This window comes from Photobacterium sp. GJ3 (genome assembly GCF_018199995.1).
Taxonomy (GTDB): Bacteria; Pseudomonadota; Gammaproteobacteria; order Enterobacterales; family Vibrionaceae; genus Photobacterium.
In genome coordinates this window covers 296,503-321,457 of the sequence record NZ_CP073579.1, presented here as the reverse complement: position 1 = coordinate 321,457, position 24,955 = coordinate 296,503, and the positions used below count along the sequence as shown (strand labels likewise).

29 protein-coding genes are annotated in these 24,955 nt (G+C 50.8%); 7 read left to right on the top strand and 22 right to left on the bottom strand.

Features of this window, described 5'->3' with window-relative positions; genetic code table 11:
• Positions 1-18 precede the first annotated feature (18 nt).
• Together KDD30_RS18245 and KDD30_RS18240 are read right to left on the bottom strand one after the other, a co-directional pair.
• Positions 19-474, bottom strand: a complete 456-nt coding sequence (locus KDD30_RS18245) for a GyrI-like domain-containing protein (protein ID WP_211651425.1) — start codon at positions 472-474, stop codon at positions 19-21.
• Between the two features lie 58 nt (positions 475-532).
• Complete coding sequence (locus KDD30_RS18240) at positions 533-1,273, bottom strand: sulfite exporter TauE/SafE family protein (protein WP_211651424.1); 741 nt, start codon at positions 1,271-1,273, stop codon at positions 533-535.
• A 173-nt stretch (positions 1,274-1,446) separates the two neighbouring features.
• On the opposite strand from KDD30_RS18240, the gene KDD30_RS18235 reads away from it, so the two are divergent.
• Positions 1,447-1,827, top strand: coding sequence for a PH domain-containing protein (locus tag KDD30_RS18235; protein WP_211651423.1), 381 nt, complete (start codon positions 1,447-1,449; stop codon positions 1,825-1,827).
• Between the two features lie 34 nt (positions 1,828-1,861).
• Here KDD30_RS18235 and KDD30_RS18230 read toward each other — a convergent pair whose 3' ends face one another.
• Positions 1,862-2,527: an alpha/beta hydrolase gene (locus KDD30_RS18230; protein WP_211651422.1), complete on the bottom strand. Its 666-nt coding sequence runs from the start codon at positions 2,525-2,527 to the stop codon at positions 1,862-1,864.
• A gap of 152 nt (positions 2,528-2,679) precedes the next feature.
• Between KDD30_RS18230 and KDD30_RS18225 the strand changes: the two genes are divergently transcribed.
• Both KDD30_RS18225 and KDD30_RS18220 read left to right on the top strand, forming a co-directional pair.
• Positions 2,680-3,318 carry an HAD hydrolase-like protein gene (locus tag KDD30_RS18225; protein ID WP_249199409.1) on the top strand — a complete coding sequence of 213 codons (639 nt, stop codon included), beginning with the start codon at positions 2,680-2,682 and terminating at the stop codon, positions 3,316-3,318.
• Positions 3,319-3,415: 97 nt separating this feature from the next.
• The gene (locus tag KDD30_RS18220; protein WP_211651420.1) at positions 3,416-4,057 is read left to right on the top strand and encodes a DJ-1/PfpI family protein; all 642 of its coding nucleotides are present in this window, start codon (positions 3,416-3,418) and stop codon (positions 4,055-4,057) included.
• Positions 4,058-4,073: 16 nt separating this feature from the next.
• Here the strand turns inward: KDD30_RS18220 and KDD30_RS18215 are convergent, their stop codons facing one another.
• From KDD30_RS18215 to KDD30_RS18200, 4 genes are all read right to left on the bottom strand, one after another.
• Positions 4,074-4,406 carry a DUF1840 domain-containing protein gene (locus KDD30_RS18215; RefSeq protein ID WP_211651419.1) on the bottom strand — a complete coding sequence of 111 codons (333 nt, stop codon included), beginning with the start codon at positions 4,404-4,406 and terminating at the stop codon, positions 4,074-4,076.
• A gap of 11 nt (positions 4,407-4,417) precedes the next feature.
• On the bottom strand, positions 4,418-4,996 hold the full coding sequence (locus KDD30_RS18210; RefSeq protein WP_249199408.1) for a rhomboid family intramembrane serine protease: 579 nt from the start codon (positions 4,994-4,996) through the stop codon (positions 4,418-4,420).
• An 89-nt stretch (positions 4,997-5,085) separates the two neighbouring features.
• Positions 5,086-5,895 carry a crotonase/enoyl-CoA hydratase family protein gene (locus tag KDD30_RS18205; protein ID WP_211651418.1) on the bottom strand — a complete coding sequence of 270 codons (810 nt, stop codon included), beginning with the start codon at positions 5,893-5,895 and terminating at the stop codon, positions 5,086-5,088.
• A gap of 122 nt (positions 5,896-6,017) precedes the next feature.
• Positions 6,018-6,518 (bottom strand): hypothetical protein, encoded by a 501-nt coding sequence (locus KDD30_RS18200; protein WP_211651417.1) that lies wholly within the window; start codon positions 6,516-6,518, stop codon positions 6,018-6,020.
• Between the two features lie 129 nt (positions 6,519-6,647).
• Between KDD30_RS18200 and KDD30_RS18195 the strand changes: the two genes are divergently transcribed.
• Complete coding sequence (locus tag KDD30_RS18195; protein ID WP_211651416.1) at positions 6,648-7,175, top strand: DUF4136 domain-containing protein; 528 nt, start codon at positions 6,648-6,650, stop codon at positions 7,173-7,175.
• A 67-nt stretch (positions 7,176-7,242) separates the two neighbouring features.
• Here the strand turns inward: KDD30_RS18195 and aroG are convergent, their stop codons facing one another.
• The 6 genes from aroG to KDD30_RS18165 form a co-directional block, all read right to left on the bottom strand.
• The gene (aroG, locus tag KDD30_RS18190; RefSeq protein ID WP_211651415.1) at positions 7,243-8,298 is read right to left on the bottom strand and encodes a 3-deoxy-7-phosphoheptulonate synthase AroG; all 1,056 of its coding nucleotides are present in this window, start codon (positions 8,296-8,298) and stop codon (positions 7,243-7,245) included.
• Between the two features lie 275 nt (positions 8,299-8,573).
• Positions 8,574-10,046 carry a cobyric acid synthase gene (locus KDD30_RS18185; RefSeq protein ID WP_211651870.1) on the bottom strand — a complete coding sequence of 491 codons (1,473 nt, stop codon included), beginning with the start codon at positions 10,044-10,046 and terminating at the stop codon, positions 8,574-8,576.
• 162 nt (positions 10,047-10,208) lie between these two features.
• Entirely contained in the window at positions 10,209-11,159 is a 951-nt protein-coding gene (locus KDD30_RS18180) for a bile acid:sodium symporter family protein (protein ID WP_211651414.1), read from the bottom strand.
• Between the two features lie 24 nt (positions 11,160-11,183).
• Positions 11,184-12,011 carry an alpha/beta fold hydrolase gene (locus tag KDD30_RS18175; protein ID WP_211651413.1) on the bottom strand — a complete coding sequence of 276 codons (828 nt, stop codon included), beginning with the start codon at positions 12,009-12,011 and terminating at the stop codon, positions 11,184-11,186.
• 50 nt (positions 12,012-12,061) lie between these two features.
• Positions 12,062-13,354 (bottom strand): MATE family efflux transporter, encoded by a 1,293-nt coding sequence (locus KDD30_RS18170; RefSeq protein WP_249199407.1) that lies wholly within the window; start codon positions 13,352-13,354, stop codon positions 12,062-12,064.
• Positions 13,355-13,557: 203 nt separating this feature from the next.
• Positions 13,558-14,139 carry a nucleoside triphosphate pyrophosphohydrolase family protein gene (locus tag KDD30_RS18165; RefSeq protein ID WP_211651412.1) on the bottom strand — a complete coding sequence of 194 codons (582 nt, stop codon included), beginning with the start codon at positions 14,137-14,139 and terminating at the stop codon, positions 13,558-13,560.
• 571 nt (positions 14,140-14,710) lie between these two features.
• On the opposite strand from KDD30_RS18165, the gene KDD30_RS18160 reads away from it, so the two are divergent.
• Positions 14,711-15,430, top strand: a complete 720-nt coding sequence (locus tag KDD30_RS18160; protein ID WP_211651411.1) for a glycerophosphodiester phosphodiesterase family protein — start codon at positions 14,711-14,713, stop codon at positions 15,428-15,430.
• 182 nt (positions 15,431-15,612) lie between these two features.
• On the top strand, positions 15,613-16,905 hold the full coding sequence (locus tag KDD30_RS18155; RefSeq protein ID WP_211651410.1) for a DEAD/DEAH box helicase: 1,293 nt from the start codon (positions 15,613-15,615) through the stop codon (positions 16,903-16,905).
• 41 nt (positions 16,906-16,946) lie between these two features.
• Here the strand turns inward: KDD30_RS18155 and KDD30_RS18150 are convergent, their stop codons facing one another.
• From KDD30_RS18150 to KDD30_RS18110, 9 genes are all read right to left on the bottom strand, one after another.
• A complete protein-coding gene (locus tag KDD30_RS18150) occupies positions 16,947-17,903 on the bottom strand; it encodes a diguanylate cyclase (protein WP_211651409.1) in 957 nt (318 codons plus the stop codon).
• Between the two features lie 259 nt (positions 17,904-18,162).
• A complete protein-coding gene (locus tag KDD30_RS18145) occupies positions 18,163-18,687 on the bottom strand; it encodes a GNAT family N-acetyltransferase (RefSeq protein ID WP_211651408.1) in 525 nt (174 codons plus the stop codon).
• Positions 18,688-18,736: 49 nt separating this feature from the next.
• Positions 18,737-18,898 (bottom strand): hypothetical protein, encoded by a 162-nt coding sequence (locus tag KDD30_RS18140; RefSeq protein WP_211651407.1) that lies wholly within the window; start codon positions 18,896-18,898, stop codon positions 18,737-18,739.
• 7 nt (positions 18,899-18,905) lie between these two features.
• Entirely contained in the window at positions 18,906-19,481 is a 576-nt protein-coding gene (locus tag KDD30_RS18135) for a GNAT family N-acetyltransferase (RefSeq protein ID WP_211651406.1), read from the bottom strand.
• Positions 19,478-20,194, bottom strand: a complete 717-nt coding sequence (locus KDD30_RS18130) for a triacylglycerol lipase (RefSeq protein WP_211651405.1) — start codon at positions 20,192-20,194, stop codon at positions 19,478-19,480. The genes KDD30_RS18135 and KDD30_RS18130 overlap by 4 nt, the downstream gene beginning before the upstream one ends.
• Positions 20,195-20,321: 127 nt before the next feature.
• Positions 20,322-22,376 carry a PhoX family phosphatase gene (locus tag KDD30_RS18125; protein ID WP_211651404.1) on the bottom strand — a complete coding sequence of 685 codons (2,055 nt, stop codon included), beginning with the start codon at positions 22,374-22,376 and terminating at the stop codon, positions 20,322-20,324.
• 261 nt (positions 22,377-22,637) lie between these two features.
• Positions 22,638-23,036 carry a carboxymuconolactone decarboxylase family protein gene (locus KDD30_RS18120; RefSeq protein ID WP_211651403.1) on the bottom strand — a complete coding sequence of 133 codons (399 nt, stop codon included), beginning with the start codon at positions 23,034-23,036 and terminating at the stop codon, positions 22,638-22,640.
• 11 nt (positions 23,037-23,047) lie between these two features.
• Positions 23,048-23,599 (bottom strand): hypothetical protein, encoded by a 552-nt coding sequence (locus KDD30_RS18115; RefSeq protein WP_211651402.1) that lies wholly within the window; start codon positions 23,597-23,599, stop codon positions 23,048-23,050.
• Positions 23,600-23,757: 158 nt separating this feature from the next.
• Positions 23,758-24,111 carry a DUF2750 domain-containing protein gene (locus tag KDD30_RS18110; RefSeq protein ID WP_211651401.1) on the bottom strand — a complete coding sequence of 118 codons (354 nt, stop codon included), beginning with the start codon at positions 24,109-24,111 and terminating at the stop codon, positions 23,758-23,760.
• Between the two features lie 242 nt (positions 24,112-24,353).
• On the opposite strand from KDD30_RS18110, the gene KDD30_RS18105 reads away from it, so the two are divergent.
• Complete coding sequence (locus KDD30_RS18105; protein WP_211651400.1) at positions 24,354-24,950, top strand: class I SAM-dependent methyltransferase; 597 nt, start codon at positions 24,354-24,356, stop codon at positions 24,948-24,950.
• Positions 24,951-24,955 lie beyond the last annotated feature (5 nt).

Below are 24,955 nucleotides of genomic sequence, written 5' to 3'. Positions count from 1 at the left end.
AGCCTGAGGAATGTTTTTTTACTTCACAGCAATACAAATACTGGTGTCGCAAATATCATTTTCTTCATCAATGCTGTGATACAACTCGAAACACGGACGCTCAAAATCAAACTGATAATCTCCTGTTTCGGAGATTTCCTGCTGCAGTTGTTGCCAATACAGCGGATACTGACTGCTGTCCGTTATCATTTTTCGTAAGGTCGCGTAGTCACCACCGGGCAAGAACATCGTTTCGATGCTTCCTTCGGCCTGAGTATCTTCAGGCACACTCAGCCCTACCCGTGTTCTGCAATCCTGAGGCGGTGTAGTTTCAACATCGTCCATATACACGAAAATACATTGCCCGCCTGAAAGACCGTGTTTGTCGGCCCAGAGAAACAGCGTCTCAAGCGCAGGTTGATAATTATCGCCATACGGCCCTTTCACTTCGACATAAGCCAGCCAACATGAAGCGAGTTGTTCCTTTTGCATCATTCATCTCCATTATGAACAGGGTCTATCCCCATTTTGCTTGATCGTTTTGCAATGCAATCTATTTCATGAGTGCATTCAGAATCATGGACACAGCCAGGCTACTGAGCAGAAGTTTCATGACCGTTGTCCAGAGTTGATCATGCGTCCGATAACGGATATGCGTGCCCAACCAAGAGCCCGCAATTGCAGATACGATTAAAGCCAGCAGCAACGGCCATTGATCAAGGTAAGCAAACCCAATCACACCGAACACCAACAATTTGAAAGCATGGACAATCGTCATCATCAAGGCTGTTGTCGCGACCAGCTGATGCTTCCCATCGACTTTTTTCATCACCATCGGGTGAAACACCGGGCCTGGCGCCCCGACCAGTAAGCCCAGTCCAGACAGCACAAACCCTGCCATTAGCATAGACTCAAACCGGCTCACCCATTGGATAAAGCCCTGATGCCAGACGTTCAGTAAAATATATGCACCGATAAACAAGGGCAAATAGGCCATCGCAACTTGAACAACCGTCAGGCCCACCAGCAAGCTGCCGAATACAGCCCCAGTAACAAAGGCAGGCATTAGATGCCAGGCGATATCCCGTCTGGAGAAAAAAGCCCGGCTGACATTGCTGACCATTTGCGTCACACCATGCACAGGAATCACTGCCGCAGCTGGCAGAAAGACTGGCATGGATGCAATCAGCAACATCCCCCCACCAAAACCCAGCACAGCCGCAACGACCGACGCCAGCATTGCAATCCCGCTGAGCCCCAGAATCGTCCACAGAGATACCGAAAAATCAACCAAGGGAGCACCTCAAGCAAATTTATGTACGCCACAAAATTACTGTATGAATATACAGACACATAATATGCAGTCAAACTGATTTTTTAGCCATACACTCAAATCAGCATATTGTTTTAACAGTGTCACAGTATTAACCTGAACAAATTAAACAACTGATCAAAAAGGGAATCAAGATGGGTATTCTTGATAAGTTACTTGGTAATGCAGGGGAAATGGATATTCCGGGGGCAACTGAAGAGCTTCAGACGATCCTTGGGCCAAACGAACAAATAGAACTGGCATATAAACTTATCCGGGATATGCTGGTGCTGACCAACTGCCGTCTGATTTTGATCGACAAACAAGGTGTCACCGGGCGAAAAGTGGAATATCGGTCGGTCCCCTATAAGTCAATCACCATGTTTCTGGTTGAATCGACCGGGAATTTTGATCTGGATGCCGAATTGAAAATCTGGATTTCTGGTCAGCATGACCCGTTAGGTATGACATTCAGCGGCAAGACCAATATTTACAAGCTTCAGGGATTGCTCGCTGAAAAAGTCGCGGGAAAATAACCCGGCAAAGTAGTTTGCCGGGCCTGAGAAGCAATCAGCCAAGCTTCAGAATGTGTTTCAGCCAGGCAGCAATCTCTTTCACCTGCTGCATGCAAACCTGATGTTCCATCGGATAAACGCGCCACTGCGGCGCATATCCCAGATCTTCTAAATCCTCGACCGCAGCTTTGCCCAGTGATGGCAGAACCACAGGGTCATAACTGCCATGCATCACTTCAATGGGAATCTGTCGGTTTGCAGCAGCGGTTTTGATCCCCTTTGCCGTAGGAAAATAGGTCGATAGCGCGAGCAGCCCCGCTAAGGGGTGCGGGTAAGTCAACGCCGTCTGATAAGCCACGGCACCACCCTGCGAGAAACCCGCCAGTACAATGCGATCACTGGCAATCCCCCGGGCACGCTCTCTGTCAATCAAACCTGAAATTTTCTCTGACGATTCAAGTAGTTGCTCTTTGTCGAGTTTTCTGCCAATTCCCATTTCCAGAATGTCATACCAGGCAGGCATCACCATGCCGCCATTGACGGTCACCGGCATGGACGGCGCATGAGGAAATATAAAGCGAACCGGTGCATTTGCAGGTAAATTTAACTCAGGCAATATGGCTTCAAAATCATGTCCGTTCGAGCCCAGGCCATGCAGCCAGATCACGGTTGCTGTTGGTTTTACTTTCGGGTTGACCTCAACAGATTCTAAAATCGGCATGAGAATTTCCTTATGGATCAAAGAAGCCGTCACTGTACCGCAATCCGGGAATCGATGACCAGCACTGTTTATTCATATACAATGACATGCATTTGATTCTGACTCAGGACAGTTCAGAATTTCATCTCAGCAAAGTCAACCGGGGCCTCATCATGAAGCATGATTTACTCATTTTCGATCTGGACGGCACGATCAGCGATCCCAGAGAAGGCATCGTTCGTTCTTTTAATTTTGCCTTATCCCAGCATCACCTGCCTGAACTGGCAGAAACCGAGATTGCTGCGCATATCGGCCCTCCTCTGGATCAGACGTTCATTGCACTGACTCACAATCAGGATCCGGCTTTCATTGCCAGTCTCGTCGAAAAATACCGGGAACGGTATGCCGAGGTGGGCTACGCAGAAAACACCCTCTACGCGGGTATCAAAGACACGCTGACAGAGCTGCATTCGCGACAAGTCCGAATGGGCATCTGCACCTCTAAGCGTGCAGATTTTGCCCGGCAGATTCTGGCGTTATTCGGTTTGGAAGCCATGTTTGAATTTGTCAGTGGCGGCGATATTGGCATTGAAAAGTGGCAGCAACTCGAAACACTGAAAAATCAATTCACCATCAGCCAGCACGCCATCATGATCGGCGACCGGGCTGTCGATTTAACTGCGGCACACAAAAACGGCCTGCAGGCTGCGGGCGTACTCTGGGGTTACGGCTCCCAGGACGAGCTGGACCATGAACAACCGGCTTACCTCTTCGAACAGCCCTCACAACTGTTACGGTTGATCGCGGGTTAACGGTTGAGTCTGGCTCGACTTCAGGCTGAGCTGATTTATTCCTCTGGCCCGAAGGAACTATGCTTTACCTAAAGTCAGCCCAAAATAGTGAGCAGAAATGACAGAAGCTTTAGCCCCGGATAAACGCAGCGGACTCCATGTCCTGATGCTGCTGTACCCTGATTTTAACCTGCTGGATATCAGTGGCCCGGCCACACTGCTCGCAGCGCTGGACGATGAAGTCAGTCTCAGCCTGATTTCGGCACAGGGAACGCCGGTCACCAGCCAGCAAGGGGTAAAACTGATTGCGGATGCCAGCTTTGAAGATGATGTTTTTTGCGATGTTCTGCTGGTTCCGGGCGGTGAAGGGGTTCAGGCAGCATTAGAAAATTCAGCCCTGACGACCTGGCTCTGCCATCAAACGCGTAAAGCCAGAATCTGCTGTTCAGTGTGTACCGGAGCGGCACTGCTGGCGCAGACTGAGATACTGAATGGGAAATCGGCCACAACCAATAAGCAGCATTATCATTGGGTGAGTGAACTGAACGACAAAGTTCAGTGGCAACCCGTGGCCCGCTGGGTTGAGGATGATCATCGTTTTACAGCGTCCGGCACAGCTGCCGGGCTGGATATGACACTGGGATTAATCTGTTTTCTGATGGGTGAAGAAACCGCCCGGAAAGTGGCCATTGATACAGAGTATCTCTGGCGCAATGATCCGGACGATGATCCGTTCGCACCGCTTCATTTAGTCGAATGATGCGAACACAGCAGCCTTAACTGTCAGATTCCCACATCACAGTGCACTCTTCTGCGATGGCAGATTCCAGCATTTCAAGCAAAGGTCGGGCACGGGTCAGCATGCTGATCCTTGGTTCTTCGTCTTCCCAGGGATCTGAAGTGTCTTCAGAAGATGCTTCCTGACTCGCTTCCTGTTGCTGGGTAACAGCAAGTGCTTTCTGCAGATTGTCCAGCGCTTGTGGGACATCGTCCACGTCGATGATACCGGGGATATTTTCGCAAAATCCCATCATATGAATCAGTTGTTGTGCAACCTCACCAAACATCGTGATGTTCGCACTGGCTTTACTGTGAAATGTAATCAGCATGTCTGTTCCCCTTATTGTTCAACATTGGCCAACGACCGGGATTTATCTCGCCGGGCAAAGATATATCCGGCAAACGCGCCGCCCAGTACCCCGAATAAGTGACTCTCATAACTGATCCAGCTGTGTGCCGGAATAATTCCAGCCAGCATAGAGCCATAGAAAATCATCACGAGCACTGCAATGACGATGGATTTGATACTGCGTCGCAACAAGGCATACACAAGCAGATAAGCCCAAAGCCCGTAAATAATCCCACTCAGACCAATATGATAATGCATCCGGCCAAAAAGCCAGACCCCTGCCCCACTGATGGCCCAGCTGATCAGGAAAACAGCCATGAGCCGGGACATCCCGGAGCGGGACACCAGATAGCCCAGCACAGCAAATGACAGCATGTTACTGAACAAATGCCCCCAGGAACCATGGATAAACGGATAAGCCACCAACCCGATTGAATGTGTCACATGCCGGGGTAACAAACCGTAATCCATCAGCATACCGCCCAGCAGCATATTCACAACGTGAATCACGAAGCACAGAACAACCACAGTCCCGATAAACGGGAATGCATCTTTATCACTTTGATCCAACAGGCTTTCCTCCAAGTATTCAGTATAGAGAGTATATACCTAAGTCGATGTCAGATGCATGGGACAACAATTCAGGAAAACAAATGAAATCACCAGAAAGATTGACGATTTTGGTACGCCTTATCACTTTTGTTCCGTTGCCGGTGGCCAGCAATCTGAAAGTTTTTCCCCAGGATTAAACGGATCTGGCTCAGGGTTTCTCTGGCGAGCAGATAACGCTCACTCCGGGTCCAGCATTGATTGGTGGTCGATTTGATGGCAGCAATGGCATCTGGCGATGCCTGAGTGATCTGACGTGCAAATGCCTCTGCCACAGCCAAGGGAGCCTCATGGATTTCAGTGACTAAACCCATGTGTTTCGCCTGAGTTCCGGCGATGATTTCTCCGGTCATGGTCAGCTTCATCGCAACATCCTTCGCTACCAGTTCCCGCAATGACAGTAAACCCGCCATATCCGGTACCAGGCCCCAACGCACTTCCATAATCGACAGTTCAGCATCCGGTGTTGCCAGCCGAAAATCAGCGCCCAGAACAATCTGCATGCCACCGCCCAAACAGCGACCTTCAATGACTGCTATCACTGGGACAGGGATTTTGCGCCAGTTTCTGGAAACACGCTGGGCTAGGTTGGCATTCCCCGGCAACCACTTTTTCAAAATTCCCAACACCTTCGCCGGAGAGGTTGCCACGCTCTGCACATCCAACCCGCTGCTGAAATTGCCGCCTTCACCGGTCAGGATCACGGCGCGGATATCTTTTCGCTGTCGTAAAGAGCGGCTGACTTTATCCAGTTCCTGAAACATCAGCACATCGAGTGCGTTCAGTTTTTCAGGGCGGTTGAGGGAAACCGTGACGATTCCGTCATTTTCCGTCACTTTCAAACGTTGCCAGTGGGTCATAGAACATCCTTGCAAAGTATCTGGTCAGGCCAGTTTACCGATCACCGTATAAAAAGCAGCATCCTTGACATGAAAACCTGCCCGACACCACAGATGTGATTCACCGGCAGACAACGCCAGCGTCAGGGCTGATACGGAAGAAACCCCATCATGACGGCAAATTGCAGCCAGCCTTCCGGATTGGCAGGTTTGATGGGCTGGAATACATGAACGCCAGCCAGCGTCCCCTGATGCGCACACTGGCTGCCAACCCAATCAAATGTCACACTGAATAGCGGCTGGTGGTCCGTGCGATGACTGCACCATTCGCCGCGCATCTCCCCTTGCTGAGCCTCGCAAAATCCTTGAACCCGAGCTGAAAGCGCCTGCACAGAATATTTTGCCGACAAACACCAGATTTGCTCAAATTCCGCATACCCTGCCACTGGATGGAACAATGGTCCATTCGATACATCTGATCGCCTGGTTTCTGCTGAAATATCAGCCTGGGTGCGATGGATAAGATCCACCACCAGGCTGATGGGATCAGAAAAGTCGCTGGCTGGCGGCTGCTCATCGGCAATCAGAAACGAACCCGATGCAATGAAGATGAATCCTATCAGACTGGCCAGATTCCTTCTCATCACTCACTCCTGTCACAGCTCGCTGATTCACCCGGATACAGGCAGTTCAGTTTGAGTCTAGATGATACAAGAGCCGAAAACGCTATACTCAATACAGACAGTTACATTCAGAGATTGAGGATGAATGGTATGCGGTTGTTGAAGATCATGATTCCCTGCGCCCTGCTTCTGTTAAGCGGATGCAGTGCCAAAGTTGCAACAGACTACAATGCTGGCGTGGATTTCAGTCAGTACCAGACTTATCAGTTTGCGGAGAAAGCCGAATCATCCATCGTCAGCCTGGACAAAGACCGCCTGGAAGAAACCATCAAGCGGGAGCTTCGCTTTAAAGGACTTCAACCATCAGACCAGCAAGCCGATCTGACCGTGAATCCCTACATTCGCGAGATGACCGATTTCGATTCCTATGGCACTTCCGTTGGGTTTGGTGTGGGCTACAGATACAGCAGTATCGCTTATTCTACGCCGGTCCGGTTCCGGGAATATACTTACGGCAAACTCATCGTTGAGCTGATTGATAACAAAACGAATAAAGTTGTCTGGCGTTCAGTTTCCCGTCGTCAACTGACTGAAAATATGACGCCTGCCGCCAGAGAAAGTTTTATTCAGGAGCAGGTGGGCGAAATGTTTGCCCAATATCCGCCTTCCAGAGGGTAATTGCCAGAAAAGAAAAAGCGAGGAGATGGTCAGTCTCCTCGCTTTTTCATGCCTCAGACGACATGCATCAGGAGCGCTGACGACGTTGTTCAACCTTTTCGGCTAATTGGCGAAGCACGGTTTCGGTATCGTCCCAGCCGATACAGGCATCCGTAATACTCTGACCATAGGTGGCAACCTTGCCATCCACGATGTCCTGACGTCCTTCAACCAAATGGCTTTCAATCATCACACCAAAAATCGCCTGATTGCCCTGTGCAATTTGCTCGCCAACATCTTCGGCGACATTCATCTGACGTTTGAATTGCTTCAGGCTGTTGGCATGGCTGAAATCAATCATCACTTTCTGACGCTGACCGGCCTTGGCCAATTGCTCAACCACAGCGTTGACATGGTCAGCACTGTAATTGGGCTCTTTACCGCCGCGCAGAATAATATGACAGTCTTCGTTGCCCGCTGTCGAAACAATTGCAGAATGCCCGAACTTGGTCACAGACAGAAAATGGTGCGGCGCACTGGATGAACCAATGGCATCCGTCGCAATTTTAATGTTGCCGTCTGTCCCGTTCTTAAAACCAACCGGGCAGGATAAACCGGAGGCCAGTTCACGGTGCACCTGAGATTCAGTGGTTCGCGCGCCAATCGCACCCCAGCTGATCAAATCCCCCATGTACTGAGGGGTGATCATATCGAGAAATTCACCTGCAGTTGGCATACCCATATCGGTCAGGTCAAGCAAGAGTTTACGCCCCAAACGCAAACCATCATTGAGCTGGAAGCTGTCATCCATGTAGGGGTCATTGATCAGCCCTTTCCAGCCGACCGTGGTGCGTGGCTTTTCGAAATAAACCCGCATCACAATTTCGAGCTGACCTTTAAGTTCATCCCGAAGGGTTTTCAGCTTCGCACCATATTCCAGTGCAGCGTTTGGATCATGAATTGAACAGGGACCCACAACCACCAGCAGGCGATCATCTTCATCGTTCAGAATATGATGGATGGCATCACGGGCCTGAAAAACGGTTTCCGACGCATTTTCGGTTGCCGGGTATTTTTCCAGCACGGCCACTGGCGGTAACAATTCTTTAATTTCTTTAATTCTTACGTCGTCTGTTTTATGCATACTGCTTGCTTCCAATTAACATGTCATGGCCTGGTATGGTCAGTATCAGGCCGATCATCTACTCCAACAGCCAATTAACTTATCGCCTTCAACCAGCATGTGCAAACGCTAATTGAAATTGAATTACAAGCGGCGTGACTCACTTTCAGCACAGGGCATCAGCAAATTTGGATGCGAAACACAGAATAACGACAGATTAAATCAAATAAGCACTGATTTGACTCACAAAACACTATTCGCTTTCAAATATGCAGTTAAACACACAATCCATTTATTCATAAACGCTGAAAATAAGAGGCCCATTCCGGCCAGAGGGCAGCCAGATCCAGATGGGTCTCTATCGCATCCGCCAGCCGTTCAAGGTGCGCTGCTTTGAGTTTTTCCATATCCGGCGTCTGGCAGGCCGTCAGTCCAGCCCAGCGCAAAATGGCATCGCATGCAGCCGGTTCATCGAAGACACCGTGCAAATAAGTACCAAAGACCTGACCCGACAATCCGATGGCACCATCAGCAACCGGCCCTTCCGGCGTTTCAAGTGTTACAGGCGCTGTCGCCCCATCGACACCAGACGTCACCCCCGCATGAATCTCATAACCACGGACCGGCACTGCGGCCTCGCCGGGTAAAATCAAAAGCCCATGAGAGCGTTTGAGTTGCTTCTCCGGCGCCAGAACTGTCTGAACCGGCAGATAACCCAACCCCTGACTTTCTCCGGCTTCACCTTCCAGACCAGTCGGGTCTGAAATCATGTCTCCGAGCATCTGGTATCCGCCACAAATGCCGACAACTTTTCCGCCCAGCCGCAAATGCCGTTCAATCTGTTTGTCCCATCCCTGTTCGCGCAGATAAGCCAGATCGCTGCGCACACTTTTAGAGCCGGGCAACACAATGAGATCGGCCGGTGGTAACGGCTGTCCTTTTCCAATGAAGTGGACATTCACTTGCGGGTGCATTCTCAGCACATCAAAGTCGGTATGGTTACTGATACGGGTGAGTACCGGGACCACCACCTGAAGCGGATTGTCCGCTTTGTCGACCTGTGCATCGGTGATGGCATCTTCTGCTTCCAGCATCAAACCATGGAGATAAGGCAACACCCCCAGCACAGGCTTCCCGGTTTTTGCTTCCAGCCAGTCCAGACCCGATTGCAGCAGGGATAAATCGCCCCGGAACCGGTTGATCACAAAGCCCTGTACGCGGGCCTGCTCCGATTCCGACAACAAGGCCAGTGTGCCATACAGATGTGCAAAGACGCCGCCCCGATCGATATCAGCCACGATGATGACGGGTACGTCAGCAGGTTCTGCGAAGCCCATATTGGCGACATCATTTTCACGCAGATTGATTTCAGCCGGACTGCCCGCTCCCTCAATCAGCACCGTGCCGAACTGCTGCTGTAAGCGACTGAAAGATTCAAGAATGGGTGGCAGAACAAAGCGTTGATAGCCCTGATAACCAATTGCATCCATATCCTGCACCGCTTTCCCCTGCACAATCACCTGCGCTCCGGTATCCGTATTGGGCTTGAGCAGCACCGGATTCATATCCACCGTCGGCTCAATACCGCAGGCAAACGCTTGGACAGCCTGTGCCCGGCCAATTTCTCCCCCGTCTTGGGTCACTGCACTGTTCAGCGCCATGTTTTGCGGCTTGAATGGCGCGACCGATATTCCTTTCCTGGCCAGAACACGGCACAAACCGGCGACCAGCACACTTTTTCCTGCGTCTGAAGTGGTTCCCTGAACCATGAGAGCCTGATGCGTGGGTAGCAAAATTATTTTCCTCACCAGAAAAGTGACAGCGTCACTAAAATAAATTCAATATGTCTTATAAAAACGGCCAGCAAGAGGCTGGCCGTTTCCAATCAGAGAAATCCGTTCAAAATGAGTCATTCGCGATGAATTGAGACCTCACCCTTTTGAAAAATCTGCAGACGGCTTTGAAGGGCGCTTCATCTGAGGCGTCTTCGACCAGTATGCAGCCAGCAGTGACCCGGAAATGTTATGCCAGATCGAAAAGAGCGTCCCCGGAATCGCTGCCACCGGAGTAAAAAACTTCATGGCCAGCGCCGTTGCTAATCCTGAGTTCTGTAACCCAACTTCAATGGCAATGGTACGGCACACAATCTCAGGCATGCCCAGCAAGCGACAGGCATAATAGCCCGCAGCCAATCCCAGCCCATTGTGCAGAATCACTGCCAGCGCGATGGCCGGGCCAATCACAGCCAGACTTGCAGCGTTCAAAGCCACCACTATCGCAATAATCACAACAATCGCACTCACGGAAATCAATGGCAACACCGGAAGCAGTCTTTGTGTCAGGCCCGATAGGAATGAATTAATCAATACCCCGCCAACCACGGGCAACAGGACAATTTTGATCAGGCTCATCAGCATTGCCGTCATAGGGACTTCAACACTCAGGCCCGCCAGAGCTCCGGTCAGCACTGGGGTCAGAAAGACCCCGAGTAACGTCGAAATGGCTGTCATCGAAATGGATAAAGCCACATCACCTTTCGCCAGATAGCAGATGACATTGGATGCCGTTCCCCCGGCGACGCTGCCCACCAGCACCATCCCCACGGTTTGTTCCGGATTAAAACCCAGCGCAAGGCTGATCACAATCGCGACCATCGGCATCACGGTGAATTGAAGCAGAATACCAATGCTGACCGCACGCCGGTTTTTCACCACATCCAAGAAGTCCTGAGGTTTCAGGGTTAACCCCATCGTCAGCATAACCACCGTCAACAAAGGCACGATTGCTGATTTCATGTCAATGAAAAGCGCGGGTTGCTGGTACGCGAAGAGTGATAACAAAATGGCCCAGAGCGGAAAGAGCCGGATGACTGTCCCTAGCATATTGTTTCCTTGTAATGATTGCCGTCAGTCCATGACACGCAGACAAAAGTTCATCAGATGTTCTGTAACCAGTCCTGGTTTTTCCAGCGGGCACAGATGCCCTGCACCTTCGATCAGGTGTAACTGGCTACCCGTCATCCCATCCAGCATCAGATAAGATTCGAGCACAGAGCGGATCTTGTCCTCGGCACCCGCAATCAGCAAACAGGGCAAAGCCAGTTTTTCTGCATCTTCAAAGCTGTCCCGGCGACCAAACCACATTCTTCCGGCCTGTGCCAGCGCTTGTGCTTGCTTGCCCTGAATCGCGCCAAGACGCTGTCGAAAATCTTCAATCAGCTCAGGTGAATTTGCAAGCGTGTGCTGACCAAACTGAAGGGCCGTAAATGACTCCACTGACGCCGGGCGAAACGCCTGAGATTCATCCGCATCACGTAACATCGCCTGGTACTTCAGATTGACAACTTCAGGTTCCAGACCCGCAAAGCTGTTCATGAGCACCAGTGCCTTCACCCGGCCCGGCGCCTGAACGCAACATTCAATCGCCCAACTACTTCCCAGGCCATGACCGACCAAGCCAAACTGCTGTATTTTAAGATGATCAAGCAAAGCCAGTACCGACGCCGCATAATCTGCAAGCGTCGCAGTTGCCCCCGGAGCGGGATCAGAATCACCGTGTCCCCAGAAATCCGGGACGATACAGCGAAAATGCTGGCTGAGTTCGGCCAGTTGATGACGCCACATTGCACTGTCCCACATCAGGGGGTGACCAAGAACCAATGCTGGCCCCTGCCCGATATCCAGATAACAGATCCCTTCAAATTGTGCTTTGCTGGCCGGATAGATACTGCTCATTGATACTCCAGTCTTCATTTTTCTGTTCATTCGTTGGAACGCTGGACAGATTATCCGTTGGACTCTGCCATGACTTGCGGTGCGTACCTGGCAACGACTTTCTGCATCCCCTGCTGAAAGCACATCCAAGCCACAAAACCGGCGGCAAGATTACCAAACATCGCGCCAATAAACAGGCCCTGAATCCCGCCCCAATAGGCGCCCAGCCAGATCAGCGGCAGAAAACAGGCGAAGAGACGCAGACAGGAAATCACCAGCGCACGCATTGGCATTCCCAGTGCGTTACTGACGGAAACCATGATCATACAAATTCCAAGCGGCCCTAAACTCACCGGCACCCAACGCAGGTGAAGCATCAGGATATTCCGGACAGAAGGATCACTGCTCAGCAACGCAGGGAGCCATAAGGATAAAGCCAGCAGTACTGCTGCAATGGCAAATTGCCAGACCATAACAAATTTGACGGCAATCCGAATCAGCGATGAGATGGTCTCCATATCTCTTTTGCCGAAAGCACGACCCACCATGGGTGGCAACGACATGGTCAGTGCCAGAACCACAACAATCGAGAAAAACTCCAGCCGGGAGCCCAATGCCCAGGCAGCAACTGCAGCAGCACCAAACCCCGCAACCAGCTTAGTGGCGAGCATGGACGCCAATGGCGGCATGAGTTGACTCATCATTGCGGGAGCCATGATATTGAGCAATTCTTTTACCGAAGCGACCACATGCAAACCTTGCCAGTTCAGTGACATCCAGCGGCGTTTCACAACCGCCGGGAACATAATCAGCATCCCAATGACAAAGGCAACAATGGTCGCGACCGCGGCGCCAACCAGTCCCATATCCAGAGTAAAAATGAACAGCGGATCCAAGATCATATTTAATACGCTGGTCACGACCATCATGATCCCCGGCAGGAATGTGTTTCCGTGGGCGCGACAGAGGCTGTAAGCAAAATAAACCATGGCACCCACCCAGGCACTGACCAGCCATGATGGCCAGTAAGCATCGATCAGCGGACGGACATCATCCGGCGCACTGAGCAGCGTCAGAATCGGTTCCCGTAACCACCAGATCACCAGTCCGATCAGGGCGACAATCAGCGCCCCGGTCAGAACGACGAGCCCGCCTAACTGACGGGCACGGTTTTCATCACCACTGCCAAGCACCTGGGAGATCACGGCGGTTGTTGCGATCCCTAAACCAACCTGAATCCCAATGATGATCATCTGCATCGGCAGCGTAAAACCTTGCGCCGCGAGTGGCAGCACACCAAGCTGACCAATAAACGCACTATCAATCAGCTGAAAGCTCATCAGTGAAAGTACGCCAAACATCATGGGCCAGGTCATGGAAAAAAGTTGTCTGGGCAGCGAGTCTGCATGCTGTGAATCAGCTGCAATTCTTCGGAACATAAATCAATTTCGTCAGATAAATAGAAGACAGTGTAAAGCGTGATACAGACAGTGCGAAGCCTGTCTTGCAGAAGTTTCGGAGGTGATCCCTGCCCATGAGGCAGGGATCAAAAACGGGTGTCATCCGGTTAGGAATTCGTGACAAGTTTAACCAGATCAGCCGGGCGATAATAGACGGATTTCAACACCTTGCCCTTACGAATCACTTTATCTTCCAGTGTTACATCCTGGCCGCACTTGGCGATGATGTAATCTCCTTTCTGACTACCCGTGATTTCTACACCCTGCTTGGCATAAAAAGCCTGGGTTTCTGCAAATTCCTGTTCGTTTCTGCACACTTTACTCATATTGCTGGCATGCACTTCGTCCCAGCAGGGTACAAAATCAATATTCAGTCGCTGGGCAATCTGCAGCAGCAGATCAATCAGGTAGCTGATGCCCAGATTATCCTCAACTTTGCTGTCGCCCAGATGAACCAATCGGCCCATCAACACATAAACTGAGTCAACAATCGCATCTGCCTGCTCTACCAGAGAGTCAGCTTCTGCTAATTCTGTCATCTCTTCCACAGCCAGCGAGGTATGGAGCTGATCCATTTGATCGTTCAGCGACGACGGATTTTCTATGTCCAGATCAAACGTAGTACGAAACTCTCGAATGTCACGATACAAGTGGTCAAACAATGCCTGATCAAGCACAGTCAGCTTCATACTGATTTTCCTCATCGATTCATCATTATTGTGTCGGCCCGAAATGACCCGCGTGTCTGCCATCTGGACTTGCGGAGACCTTCACAGAAAAAGTGGGCTGATGGTAACACACATCCGGCAAAGCTTTCATGGTTCTTCCGGTTAAAGCAGACAAGCGCTTGGTGTTGCATAAGAAGTAGTCAAATGCATCAATTCAAATATCACTCTGCTTTATATGCAACAATATTTTGCGACACGCATCACGGAAGTTATCAACTGGTGGCATAGAATGCATTTTCATTTCTAGCGTTTGGGAGTTCTTATGTGTCCGCACTGCCAGAGTAAAAGTGTACCGCAACGAATTCGCCGGTCCTTCATCGATAAAATTTTTCGCAAGCATTGTCATAAGTATCAGTGTAGTCAGTGCCATCGTCCCTATTTTGTGAAACTCGGCAGTTATATGGGTGCAGCAACAAACGAGCGGTGATGGGTGAAAAATCGTCGTAAGGCCGTCATTGAATTGTTATATTCCTGGCTCATACTCGGCAACAAGAATCATTTGTCTCTTCAATGAGTAACGGTAAATACTGATATGATTTCCGGACATCGTGGTGCCGCTGCGCTGGCACCTGAAAATACCCTGGCTGGCTTACAGGAAGCAGCACGACATCACCTGAAATGGGTTGAAATGGACACCCAGCTTTGCGCCGATTTCATCCCGGTCATGTTTCACGATGAAAAGGTGAACCGGTGTACCAATGGTCGCGGGAAAGTCCGCGAGTTAAACCTGGCTCAGTTAAAAGCGCTGGATGCCGGGAGCTGGTTTGATGCACAGTTTGTGAACGAACGCATACTGACGCTCGACGAAGCCCTGAATGCGTGCCAGTTGTACGGCCTGAACCTCAATCTCGAAATTAAAGTTCACGACGAAGCAGAAGCGGAGCGCTTAGTACGCGAAGTCGCTGAGACCATTGCTCACAATGGGATTTCTCCCGATGCGCTCATCTTATCCAGCTTTTCAGAAGCAGCCGTCGACTATTGCCGGCAGTACATGCCACAGATTCGTCGTGGTCTGATTTGCGACAAACTGCCTAAAGATCTATTCAGACTGGCTCAATCCATGGCGCTGTTCAGCCTGCATTTGGACCATCGTTTGCTGACCGCGTCACTGGCCAGCCAAATCAAACAGGCAGGCCTGGACCTGCATATCTGGACCATGAATCAGCCCAAACTGGTCCCGCAATTTTATCAATGGGGTGTTGATATTATTATCACCGATAATCCCCCGCTGCTTTTGCAGGCAATCAACTAAAGTGGCCGGGGAAATCCCGGCCATTTCTCAGATGCCACGTTTAATTTTTCAGCCAATAAACAAATCTAGTGCCACAGATCACAATAAATGCTCTATAATCCCGGGTTTGGTCTGTCATACCAAACGGAATCCTCTGTCTGAGCAGTGCGTTTCGTTCGGTATACCGTCTTTAGGAATCTGAGATGTCTTTTGCTTCACAAAATTTTGCACCGGAAATTGTTCGCGCTCTGGATGAGTGTGGTTATGAAAAAATGACCCCGATTCAGCAGAAAGCGATGCCTGCTGCCCGCCGCGGCGAAGATATTCTGGCGAACGCCCAGACAGGGACGGGAAAAACAGCCGCTTTTTCTCTGCCAATTATCCAGCGCATGGTGGATGAACCCAAACCGCGTAAAGGATTCAGCACCCGTGCGCTGATTCTGGCACCAACCCGTGAACTGGCCGAGCAGATTGCCCGGAATGTTTCCGATTACAGCCAGTATCTGGATTTGAAAGTGACGGCTGTTTTTGGCGGCAAGAAAATGTCCAGTCAGGAAAAGCAGTTGGAATCCGGTGTAGATATCCTGGTTGCGACACCTGGCCGATTGCTTGAGCATATTGAGCTGGGCAACCTGTCTTTAAGCAATCTTGAATTTCTGGTCTTCGATGAAGCCGACCGGATGCTGGATATGGGCTTTATCGGCGATATCCGCGTCATCATGAACGGGATTGAAGGTCATCCGCAAACCATGCTGTTTTCGGCGACGTTTTCCAGCCTGATGAATAAGCTGGCCGGAGAAATTCTGAACAAGCCAAAACGCATTTCTGTGACGCCAGAAAACTCGACAGCTGAAACCGTTGCCCATGTGGTTTATCCGGTCGACGAAAACCGTAAGCGTGAATTGTTGTCGGAACTGATTGGCAAAAAGAACTGGCAACAGGTGCTGGTCTTCGTCAATTACAAAGAAACCGCCAACGAGCTGGTGAAAGAACTGAAACTGGACGGCATCAAAGCTGTACTGTGTCATGGCGATAAAGCACAAAGTGCACGCCGTCGCGCGTTGGAAGAGTTCACCTCCGGCAAAGCCCGCGTGATGGTCGCAACAGAAGTCGCCGCACGTGGACTGGATATTCAGGGGCTGCCGCACGTGGTGAATTACGACATGCCGTTTCTGGCAGAAGACTATGTTCACCGGATTGGCCGGACAGGACGCGCAGGCCAGCAAGGCCATGCGGTTTCTTTTGTCAGCAGTGAAGAAGAACTGACACTGTTGCAGGTTGAGAAGATCATTAAACAACGGATTCGCCGGGTACTGCTGGAAGGTTATGAACCCGCAAAACGGGATGCGTTGATTGAAAAACTGAATACCAAAGCTGCGTATCGGGACCGGAAGAGCCGGACCAATAACCCGGACCAATCCGCAGCGGAACGCCGCATGCGGTTACAGCGCGCGATTCGGGATAAAAACACCGCCCCCAAGAAACTGAAAAAGTAAAACTGAAAACAGCCCCGGTAAAAAACGGGGCTGTTTTTCATTCAGGGTGCCATCTTATTGAGATACATTCTGGAATCGGCCTTCGCAAGAATCTCTTCCAGATCCATTGTCTGGCCAGCCGGTACGGTATACAGCCCGGAACTGAATAGAAGCTGATAAGGTCGGTGCTGCCTGCGGTTAAACTCACTGACATTCTGTTCAAAGCGGCGAATCGCCCGTCGGGTTTCCATCTCGTTCATGCCCGTGTAAAGCACGACAAACTCATCTCCCCCAACCCGGGCAAATAAATCTGAATACCGAAAACTCTGGCTGAGCAACATCGCGAAATCTTTCAGCGCCTGATCGCCAACCTGATGTCCGAGCTGATCATTGATCGCTTTAAATTTATTCAGGTCGAAGAAAGCCAGTGAGAAAGACGTCCCCCGCTGCTGACAGTGCTGTAAGCTTTTCGTTGCCAGTTTGACAAAACCACGCCGGTTCGAGATCTGAGTCAATTCATCTATGGTTGCATCATAAAGCGCAGCCAATTCCTGCTCAGCCATTTTTGCCAGATCAACCAGATCTTTGATTTGCTCTTCATCTAATGTGTGAGGCTGCTGATCGACGATACATAACGAACCCAGCTTGTACTCATTGTCATATAAGAGCGGCACACCTGCATAAAATCGTATGTGCGGCGGACCCGTCACCAACGGGTTATCCTTGAAGCGGGCATCTTGCGCCGCATCCGGAATAATAAAGGGATCATTTCCCAAAATGGTGTGCCCGCAGAAAGAAATCTCTCTCGGGGTTTCGGTCACATCAGCGCCGATGCAGGATTTGAACCACTGTCTGTTTTCATCGACCAGCGTCACTGTCGACATAGAGACCTGAAACATCCGCCGGGCCAACCGGGTGACCCGGTCAAACCGTTCTTCCCGATCCGTGTCTAATAGTGTCAGGGCATGGAGACTTTGAAGGCGTTCCACTTCGTCTCTGGGCTTCTCTGGCACGAGCATTGCGACCCTTCCTTATTCATGTTGCTTTACCTGCCCCCAAAATATACCAATGAACCCTTAAGAAGAACCTTTTCGCGCGGGTTTATTGTGAGATTTCCAGTCTCTCGGGACTCAACAGGAGAAAATAATACCGCTAAAATCCTGAAAAATAATTAAAAATCAACATTTATCACTATAAGTATAAATACAGATGATGCCGACCACATTGTTCGTCACCGACAGCCAGATCCGACCATGTACCCGCATCATCTGCTTTCGGTTACTGCAAGATTCGGGATGCTTCAATCTGCTTGTAGAAATAAATCGTGGCGTCCAGAGTGCCGGAAGCGCTTCTGGCAAATTCAGGAATTCTACCCGCTTCAACATAATCTAATTTTTTGTACAGTTCTGAAGCAACATCGCCTTCACGGGTATCCAGTACCAGTAAGGTTCGATTCAGTGCTGCACATTGTGCCTCAGCGGCCACCATCAATGCCCGGCCAGCACCTTGCCCCCGGGCTTGTGTATGTACCATCAGCTTTTCCACTTCAGCCCGGTGGGATCCATTGCGTTTCCCGCACAGCGATAATTGCACCGTCCCGATGATCTGACGACCCTGTTTTGCCACCCAGAGCTTCCGGTTTTCACCCAGTTCTGCAGCAACTCCCAGCCAGTAATCACTGGCTTCTTCCGTACTGAGAGGCGGAAGAAATCCAATCGACGCGCCATCTGCGACACAATTTTGGAGCAGTTCCGTCAGTTGCCCGTGAATCAGCTCAGGTTGATGAATTTCAATCACTTCCATGTTCATTTCTCCGTTATGGAAACAGCATCTTTAAAAACTCGTTCCATCATTACGGTGATTGGATCACACAAATCGGATAATCGCCAGGATTCTTACCGCCGCCCATATCAAGACAAACATCTTCATAGCGGAGGCGCTCAACTTGCATGCCAGCCCAGAAGCTGGCAGCCATCAACAGCAAAACGACAACCACTTTCATCAAAAATTTCATGCTGACCTCACTCTCGAATCTGTGCGCGATTCAGCCATTGCTCACGCTGCACAGACAAAATCACAGCGTCCCATGGACGACCCTTGAAGTGATAGTGATCTGCAATCCTTTCCGAGACTTCAAGGCCCAGCCGGCGACAAAGTGCCATTGCCGCCCGGTTATCCGCCAGCGTTTCAGCATAAATGCGGTTCAACCCCAGCGTGCCAAAACCGTAATGGATCAGCGCAGACATGGCTTCATCCGCAATCGCCTGTCCATGGAAAGCCCGGGCAAGACCACAACCCACCGAAGCTTCACCGGGACGCACAATTCTCAGGCCCGCCGTTCCTGCGAACTGCTCGCTTTCTCCCTCAGCGGCTGGCCAGCGAATCGCGAGCTGATACGCTTGCCGTGGCCGCTCTGTCGCCTGTTGGATAAATAAAGCGACCAAAGCGCACATTTTCTCTTCTTCACAGTCGGCTTCACTATAAAAACGCTGGTATTTTGCATCTGTCGCCATGGCCACGTAATCATCTGTATCGGATGGCCGGAAATCAGTCAGAGAAAAACGAGGCGTCTGTAATAAAAACGGGGATTGACTCATGGTTGGAATCGTCCATGTTGCAGAAAATAAATAACCTGCGCGATCACGGTTTCATCTCGCATGATGAAGGTATGCGTCGCAGGCATCACCAGATGGGCACGCATCCCTTCAACCCGGGTACTTGGGACACTGACTTTTCCATCATGCGGCTCAGGTAATGGCCAGGAAGTCAGAAAATCCAGACTGCGGTTGCCAGCGATCACACCCAGATCAAAATGAACAGGGCCCAGTTGTTTGGGCACACTGGTTCTCTCCGTGCCTAACTGCTGTCCAGCCGGGCCGTAGATCCACTGAAAAAGCGCCAGATCGTGAAAACTGTCGACCACCTCACTGCCCTGATTCGGTGGCGCCAGCATCACGACCCGCCCTAAATTGTTCAAATCATGCTGTGACAAGTACTGTCTGACTAAAATCCCGCCCATTGAGTGTGTCACGAAATGCACCGGTTGCGTGTGATCACACTGAGACAAAGCATCAGGAATCACGGTGGCAGCAAGGGTTTCAATCGGATGTTGGGTCGACGGGTAATCCACATTGACCGTCTGATAATCAGCATCTGACAGCGCATCAGCTAACCTATCCATCGAATGCGCAGTTCTTGCCAGACCATGCAGCAAGATAACGCACCCCGGCGACGTGATTCCAGCCTGTGCAGCCATTGCTAAAGGTGCCGCGAATAACGACATCAGAAAAAGTAAAATGAAAGCGTGCATCAACGTCCCGGTGAACAGAAATCCTTCTTACAACAGGGGATTATGCATCAAGTCGTCCATTTCGGATACCACAATCGAAAAAAGCCCGCAAACTGAGTTGCGGGCTGTGTGCTCAGAAACGAAGCGGTTACACGCCCACTTCACCGCCGTCATTGCGACGAATCACAACCGTTGCCGCACGGGGCCGCACTGTGGTTCCGGCAGGTGTCTGCTCGGCAGCATTCTCTGAATAGGGCCAGTTCCCGGGATGCTGAATATTAATAAAGACCGATTTGTAGTCCGGGCTGATGGCAAACCCAGTGACTTCGCAACCATTCGGACCGACAAAGAAACGTTTCAGCTGCATCTGATTCTCACCTGTGACGACCTGCTGCTTTCCTTGTGCGTCAACCATCGCAGACGGCACAATCGCCAGCATCTGGTCATTGGTGTAGCTGGTCACATCCGGCGCGCCGTTGTCCGTCTGCACCCAGAGAATCCCACGGGGATCAAAGGCAAGACCATCCGGACTGGCAAACATATTCAGATCCGTCAGACCCGACCGGTTGGTTGCTGCATCGGCATCCGACGGCGCACCAAACAGGAAAATGTCCCAGAGAAAGGAAGTGGCGTCATCCCCTTCATCCCAGCGAATGACATGGCCGTAATAGTTTTTCAGACGTGGATTGGCCACATTCCCTTCGGTCCGGCTGGAATTATTGGTCAGGGTCAGATAAACCGTACCGGTGAACGGATCGACAGTCGTCCACTCAGGACGATCCATCGGGGTCGCGCCCACCCGATCCGCAGCCCCTGCCGTGTTCAGTAAAATGGCAGCCAACGATTCAAAATGATCCCCCAGCACACCCGCATCTTTCGTCGGGCTGTCCAGGGTCAAAGGCAGCCACTGGCCAACCCCTTCATCCGAGAATTTCGCAACATAAAGCGTCCCGTGATCCATGTACTTATCACCGGTGACGCGACGATTCACTGGATTAGCATCTGCCGGATCCCATAAGGCATCTGAAACGAACTTGTAGATGTATTCAAACTTCGAGTCATGGCCTGAATAGAAAACAACCGGCTTGCCTTCTTCAAGCTTGCCGAAAGCACAGCCTTCGTGGCGGAAGCGACCCAGTGCTGTGCGTTTGACCGCCCTTGCTCTCGCATCGTATGGATCAATTTCCACAATATAACCAAAGCCGTTTGCTTCATTGCGGTAATCTCCTGCGGCACTGGCCGCCGAAGGCGTCACATTAAAACGACTGAACTCGTCCAGACGTTCATCCGCATCACCCGCCAGATCATCCCAGCCGTAGCGTGTGCCGGACGAAGAGACACCAATGCGGCTCTGATCTTCTGTCAAAGTGCCCTGATTGACAAAGTAACCCGGCCAGTTTTCTTCGCATGTCAGATAAGTGCCCCAAGGCGTGTAGCCGTTGCCGCAATTATTCAGGGTGCCGCGCGTCTGGCTGCCATCCGGTGAAAACCGGGTTTCCAGATAACCGGTATAAGCCAGCGGGCCTCCCATATCCATCACGGTTGCGGCCGTAAAACGGCGGTTCAACGGATCATTGTCCACGATCTGCCAGGTATTGCCGATCAGCCTGACCCGAACCACACTCACGCCATGAGCGTTGATTTCCTTGCGGATTTCTTCAACGCTTGTTCTCAGCCCCCCGACTTCCGTTGGCCCCGCGGGGTGCAGTGCATCCTGATCGATATATTCATGGTTAATGCAGAGCAAACCATCATCTGCGGCATCGTTCAGTGGGAAAAAGTGCATGCCGTCGTGGTGCATCCCCATCGCATTGGCCTGATCGTCATCCGAGTTTTGACCGCTGCTATCCCAAGCATTCGCTTTGGTATTCAGTGGCGTACCCCATGGCACCAGCACCTGAGCACTGTACCCGGCTGGTACAGCAACGGCATCCAGGAGCGACCCTGGAATCGAATCAAAATTCAGTACCGCAGTACTCCGGTTTGCTGCATCCGGATTGGTGTCAGTCCCATGACCGGACTTCCCGGAATCATTGTCGCTCCCGCAACCTGCGAGACCAAAAGTACTTAAAGCGGTTAATGCACCCAGACCGAGCGTGCTTTTCAATGCTGTTCTGCGGGATAAATGTTTATCGAGAACTTCCTGAAAGGTTTCATTACCACTCTTGTTATAACGGGTTGGATCGAATGTCGCCTTGCTCATTTGTCTTCCCTAATTGTCTGTATTTTTATTCATCAGTGTCATGACGGGCATACATTCTGAGGGCGGGGTATGACAGGCAGGCGTGAATTCAATGACGCTTTGGTTTCAATCGGTTAAAAAACCATGGGTTCAGTCCGGCTGTCTGGTGTGAAGTCGGAAAACGAGGAAATTAGGTGAGTTCGCAAAAAACAAACGCCACACAGGCCAGTGCCTGTGTGGCGTGATATCAGCATCGCAGAACAAGGCCTGCTCGGAAGATGACTATGCCGTTTCAGGCGGCAAAATACCTTCCGCTTCGAAGGCTTGTTTTGCAGTCGTCATGCCATTGATGGCTGCCGGAAAGCCTGCATAGACAGCCATTTGTAAAATCACTTCCACAATCTGTTGCGGCTTGCAGCCAATCCGTAACGCACCCTGAATATGGCTGGCCAATTGTGGCTGACAATTGCCCATCGCCGTCAACGCTGAAATGGTCGCCAGTTCGCGGGTCTGAAAATCCAGCCCATCACGGGAAAGCACCTCACCAAAAGGAAAGGCGATGATGAAATCGGCCAGCTCAGGGCAAATCGACTGAAAGCTGGCTTTCAGATGTTCTGCTGCATTCGGATCCAGCTCGCTGAGTTTCGCCAGTCCTTGTTGATATCGTTTTTCGTCTGCCATACTGCACTCAATTAATCGGCAACAAGCTCCCAGCCACGGTAATCGTCATTGGCCCGCAGCGCCTTGATCAGCGCATCCTGCTTCAGGGAACCTGCATCTCTGAACTGAAAATAAACACGGCCTTCCTTATCCGTGAAATGACCGGTGACGAACGCCATGCCGCTCAGGGTAATTTTACCTTTGTGAATCGTCACGGCTTCGAAAGTCGGCTGATCAATGTACCGCGCGTAGTTTTCAAAGACAACGCGGGCGCCTGCGTAACAGCGAAACCCGTTGATGACATACGTGCCCGCCTGAATTCCGGGGATGATCGTTGCTTGCTTACTTTCATCATAGAAAGATTCTTCACTCCAGACAGCCGGTGAAGTATTGATGGCTTCTGTCACCTCATTCAGCCGAACCGAAATTGAGCGACAGGGCATCGGCTTGCCTGAATCCCGGTCGGTTTCCAGATACAGCGCCAGTGCGCCGGTACTTTTATCTTCAGGTAATCCTTGCAGAACCGAACAGCCACTTAACGACAATCCCAGTGCGACAGCAAGCAGCGTTTTTCCTTGATTCATTATGCTTCCATGTTCATGTATTTCAGGGAGGCGTATTAGACCGCCCGTGAAGCATGCTTTCAACCTGAACATCACAAAAAATTGATAGTAATCAAGGTTATTGAACCGTATCAATAAAAAAACCGCCCGATAGGCGGTTTTCCTGGCGAATGACAGATTTACAGATATTGCTTCGCAACATCCTGGGGTTCCATCTCGACCCCTTCCAGACGATCATTCCAGTTCAGACCAACCAACACACCGTCTTCAGCCAGAGTGACCATCCAGTCTTCCGCAAAAACATCCAGCGGCAGCGCTGTCGCCTGGAACTCCGCCCACTCTTCGACACAATGGTAAGTTGCATCGGCTTCATTCGACCAAAATGGCATCACTTCAGATTCTTCAAACTCGCTGGAATCAACCGACAACCAATCCCCTTCTTCATTACACAGGCCATACACGACTTGCGTCTCTTTCGATTCGGTGAAGAACAAATCAGCATTCTTCTGTACGTCTGCAGTTAATTTCGTCATGGCGATTCTCTCTTTCATTAAGGGGCTCGCGGTTCAGCGGGCTGTTGGCGCAAATAGTAGCAAAGATTCCCGGACATGTAAGATCAAATTTTTATACCCGAATCGCCCTGAAAGGGAGATCCAGCGCCTTGAGCATCCTCAATTTTTTGATGTTTGGGGTATCGTCTAAGAATTGAACGATCGCCTGCCGAGGGCATGCTTATACTTGTATTGACCACGAAGTGAGCATTATCGAGGTAATCATGGCCACCATTGACTGGCAATCTTATCTTCATCCATCTGCCTTGCAGCCCCCTCGCACGCATCTCGTTGAGGCACACCAGTTACTCGACGATCAACTTCGGGGCAAAGTGGCCGTTGACTGTGGATGCGGCCAGGGCCGCGATACCTTCTTTTTATTGGAAAACCAATACCGGGTCTATGCGTTCGACAGCCATCTGGAAAGCCTGAGACAACTGTCAACGCATCCGCTGGCTGCATCCAATCCGTTACTCGATCTTCAGCATTGTACATTCAGCGAGTACCGCTTCCCCAAAGCTCATCTGGTGAATGCCAGTGCTTCCTTATTCTTTTGTCCGCGGCAGGACTTTTACGCCGTCTGGCAAAAAATGGTGCAATGCCTTTATCCGGGCGGGCTGTTCTGTGGCCACTTTCTGGGCATGAACCATGATGAAACCGACTATTCCGATAAAGTCATGACCCACAGCAAGCCAGAACTTGAGCGGCTCTTCAGTCAGTTCTATGTGGTGTCCTGGCAGCAAAGGCACGAAATTTCGGCCCGGCTCACCGGTGAAAAGCGCCAGTGGCACATCCACACCCTGATCGCGATGAAAAAGTAAGTCGT

Excerpts from the sequence above, each read along its gene's own strand:
- KDD30_RS18245 (WP_211651425.1), bottom strand. The coding sequence starts at position 474 with ATGATGCAAAAGGAACAACTCGCTTCATGTTGGCTGGCTTATGTCGAA.
- KDD30_RS18235 (WP_211651423.1), top strand. The coding sequence starts at position 1,447 with ATGGGTATTCTTGATAAGTTACTTGGTAATGCAGGGGAAATGGATATT.
- KDD30_RS18230 (WP_211651422.1), bottom strand. The coding sequence starts at position 2,527 with ATGCCGATTTTAGAATCTGTTGAGGTCAACCCGAAAGTAAAACCAACA.
- KDD30_RS18225 (WP_249199409.1), top strand. The coding sequence starts at position 2,680 with ATGAAGCATGATTTACTCATTTTCGATCTGGACGGCACGATCAGCGAT.
- KDD30_RS18220 (WP_211651420.1), top strand. The coding sequence starts at position 3,416 with ATGACAGAAGCTTTAGCCCCGGATAAACGCAGCGGACTCCATGTCCTG.
- KDD30_RS18215 (WP_211651419.1), bottom strand. The coding sequence starts at position 4,406 with ATGCTGATTACATTTCACAGTAAAGCCAGTGCGAACATCACGATGTTT.
- KDD30_RS18205 (WP_211651418.1), bottom strand. The coding sequence starts at position 5,895 with ATGACCCACTGGCAACGTTTGAAAGTGACGGAAAATGACGGAATCGTC.
- KDD30_RS18200 (WP_211651417.1), bottom strand. The coding sequence starts at position 6,518 with ATGAGAAGGAATCTGGCCAGTCTGATAGGATTCATCTTCATTGCATCG.
- KDD30_RS18195 (WP_211651416.1), top strand. The coding sequence starts at position 6,648 with ATGCGGTTGTTGAAGATCATGATTCCCTGCGCCCTGCTTCTGTTAAGC.
- aroG (WP_211651415.1), bottom strand. The coding sequence starts at position 8,298 with ATGCATAAAACAGACGACGTAAGAATTAAAGAAATTAAAGAATTGTTA.
- KDD30_RS18185 (WP_211651870.1), bottom strand. The coding sequence starts at position 10,046 with ATGGTTCAGGGAACCACTTCAGACGCAGGAAAAAGTGTGCTGGTCGCC.
- KDD30_RS18180 (WP_211651414.1), bottom strand. The coding sequence starts at position 11,159 with ATGCTAGGGACAGTCATCCGGCTCTTTCCGCTCTGGGCCATTTTGTTA.
- KDD30_RS18175 (WP_211651413.1), bottom strand. The coding sequence starts at position 12,011 with ATGAGCAGTATCTATCCGGCCAGCAAAGCACAATTTGAAGGGATCTGT.
- KDD30_RS18170 (WP_249199407.1), bottom strand. The coding sequence starts at position 13,354 with ATGATGTTTGGCGTACTTTCACTGATGAGCTTTCAGCTGATTGATAGT.
- KDD30_RS18165 (WP_211651412.1), bottom strand. The coding sequence starts at position 14,139 with ATGAAGCTGACTGTGCTTGATCAGGCATTGTTTGACCACTTGTATCGT.
- KDD30_RS18160 (WP_211651411.1), top strand. The coding sequence starts at position 14,711 with ATGATTTCCGGACATCGTGGTGCCGCTGCGCTGGCACCTGAAAATACC.
- KDD30_RS18155 (WP_211651410.1), top strand. The coding sequence starts at position 15,613 with ATGTCTTTTGCTTCACAAAATTTTGCACCGGAAATTGTTCGCGCTCTG.
- KDD30_RS18150 (WP_211651409.1), bottom strand. The coding sequence starts at position 17,903 with ATGCTCGTGCCAGAGAAGCCCAGAGACGAAGTGGAACGCCTTCAAAGT.
- KDD30_RS18145 (WP_211651408.1), bottom strand. The coding sequence starts at position 18,687 with ATGGAAGTGATTGAAATTCATCAACCTGAGCTGATTCACGGGCAACTG.
- KDD30_RS18140 (WP_211651407.1), bottom strand. The coding sequence starts at position 18,898 with ATGAAATTTTTGATGAAAGTGGTTGTCGTTTTGCTGTTGATGGCTGCC.
- KDD30_RS18135 (WP_211651406.1), bottom strand. The coding sequence starts at position 19,481 with ATGAGTCAATCCCCGTTTTTATTACAGACGCCTCGTTTTTCTCTGACT.
- KDD30_RS18130 (WP_211651405.1), bottom strand. The coding sequence starts at position 20,194 with ATGCACGCTTTCATTTTACTTTTTCTGATGTCGTTATTCGCGGCACCT.
- KDD30_RS18125 (WP_211651404.1), bottom strand. The coding sequence starts at position 22,376 with ATGAGCAAGGCGACATTCGATCCAACCCGTTATAACAAGAGTGGTAAT.
- KDD30_RS18120 (WP_211651403.1), bottom strand. The coding sequence starts at position 23,036 with ATGGCAGACGAAAAACGATATCAACAAGGACTGGCGAAACTCAGCGAG.
- KDD30_RS18115 (WP_211651402.1), bottom strand. The coding sequence starts at position 23,599 with ATGAATCAAGGAAAAACGCTGCTTGCTGTCGCACTGGGATTGTCGTTA.
- KDD30_RS18110 (WP_211651401.1), bottom strand. The coding sequence starts at position 24,111 with ATGACGAAATTAACTGCAGACGTACAGAAGAATGCTGATTTGTTCTTC.
- KDD30_RS18105 (WP_211651400.1), top strand. The coding sequence starts at position 24,354 with ATGGCCACCATTGACTGGCAATCTTATCTTCATCCATCTGCCTTGCAG.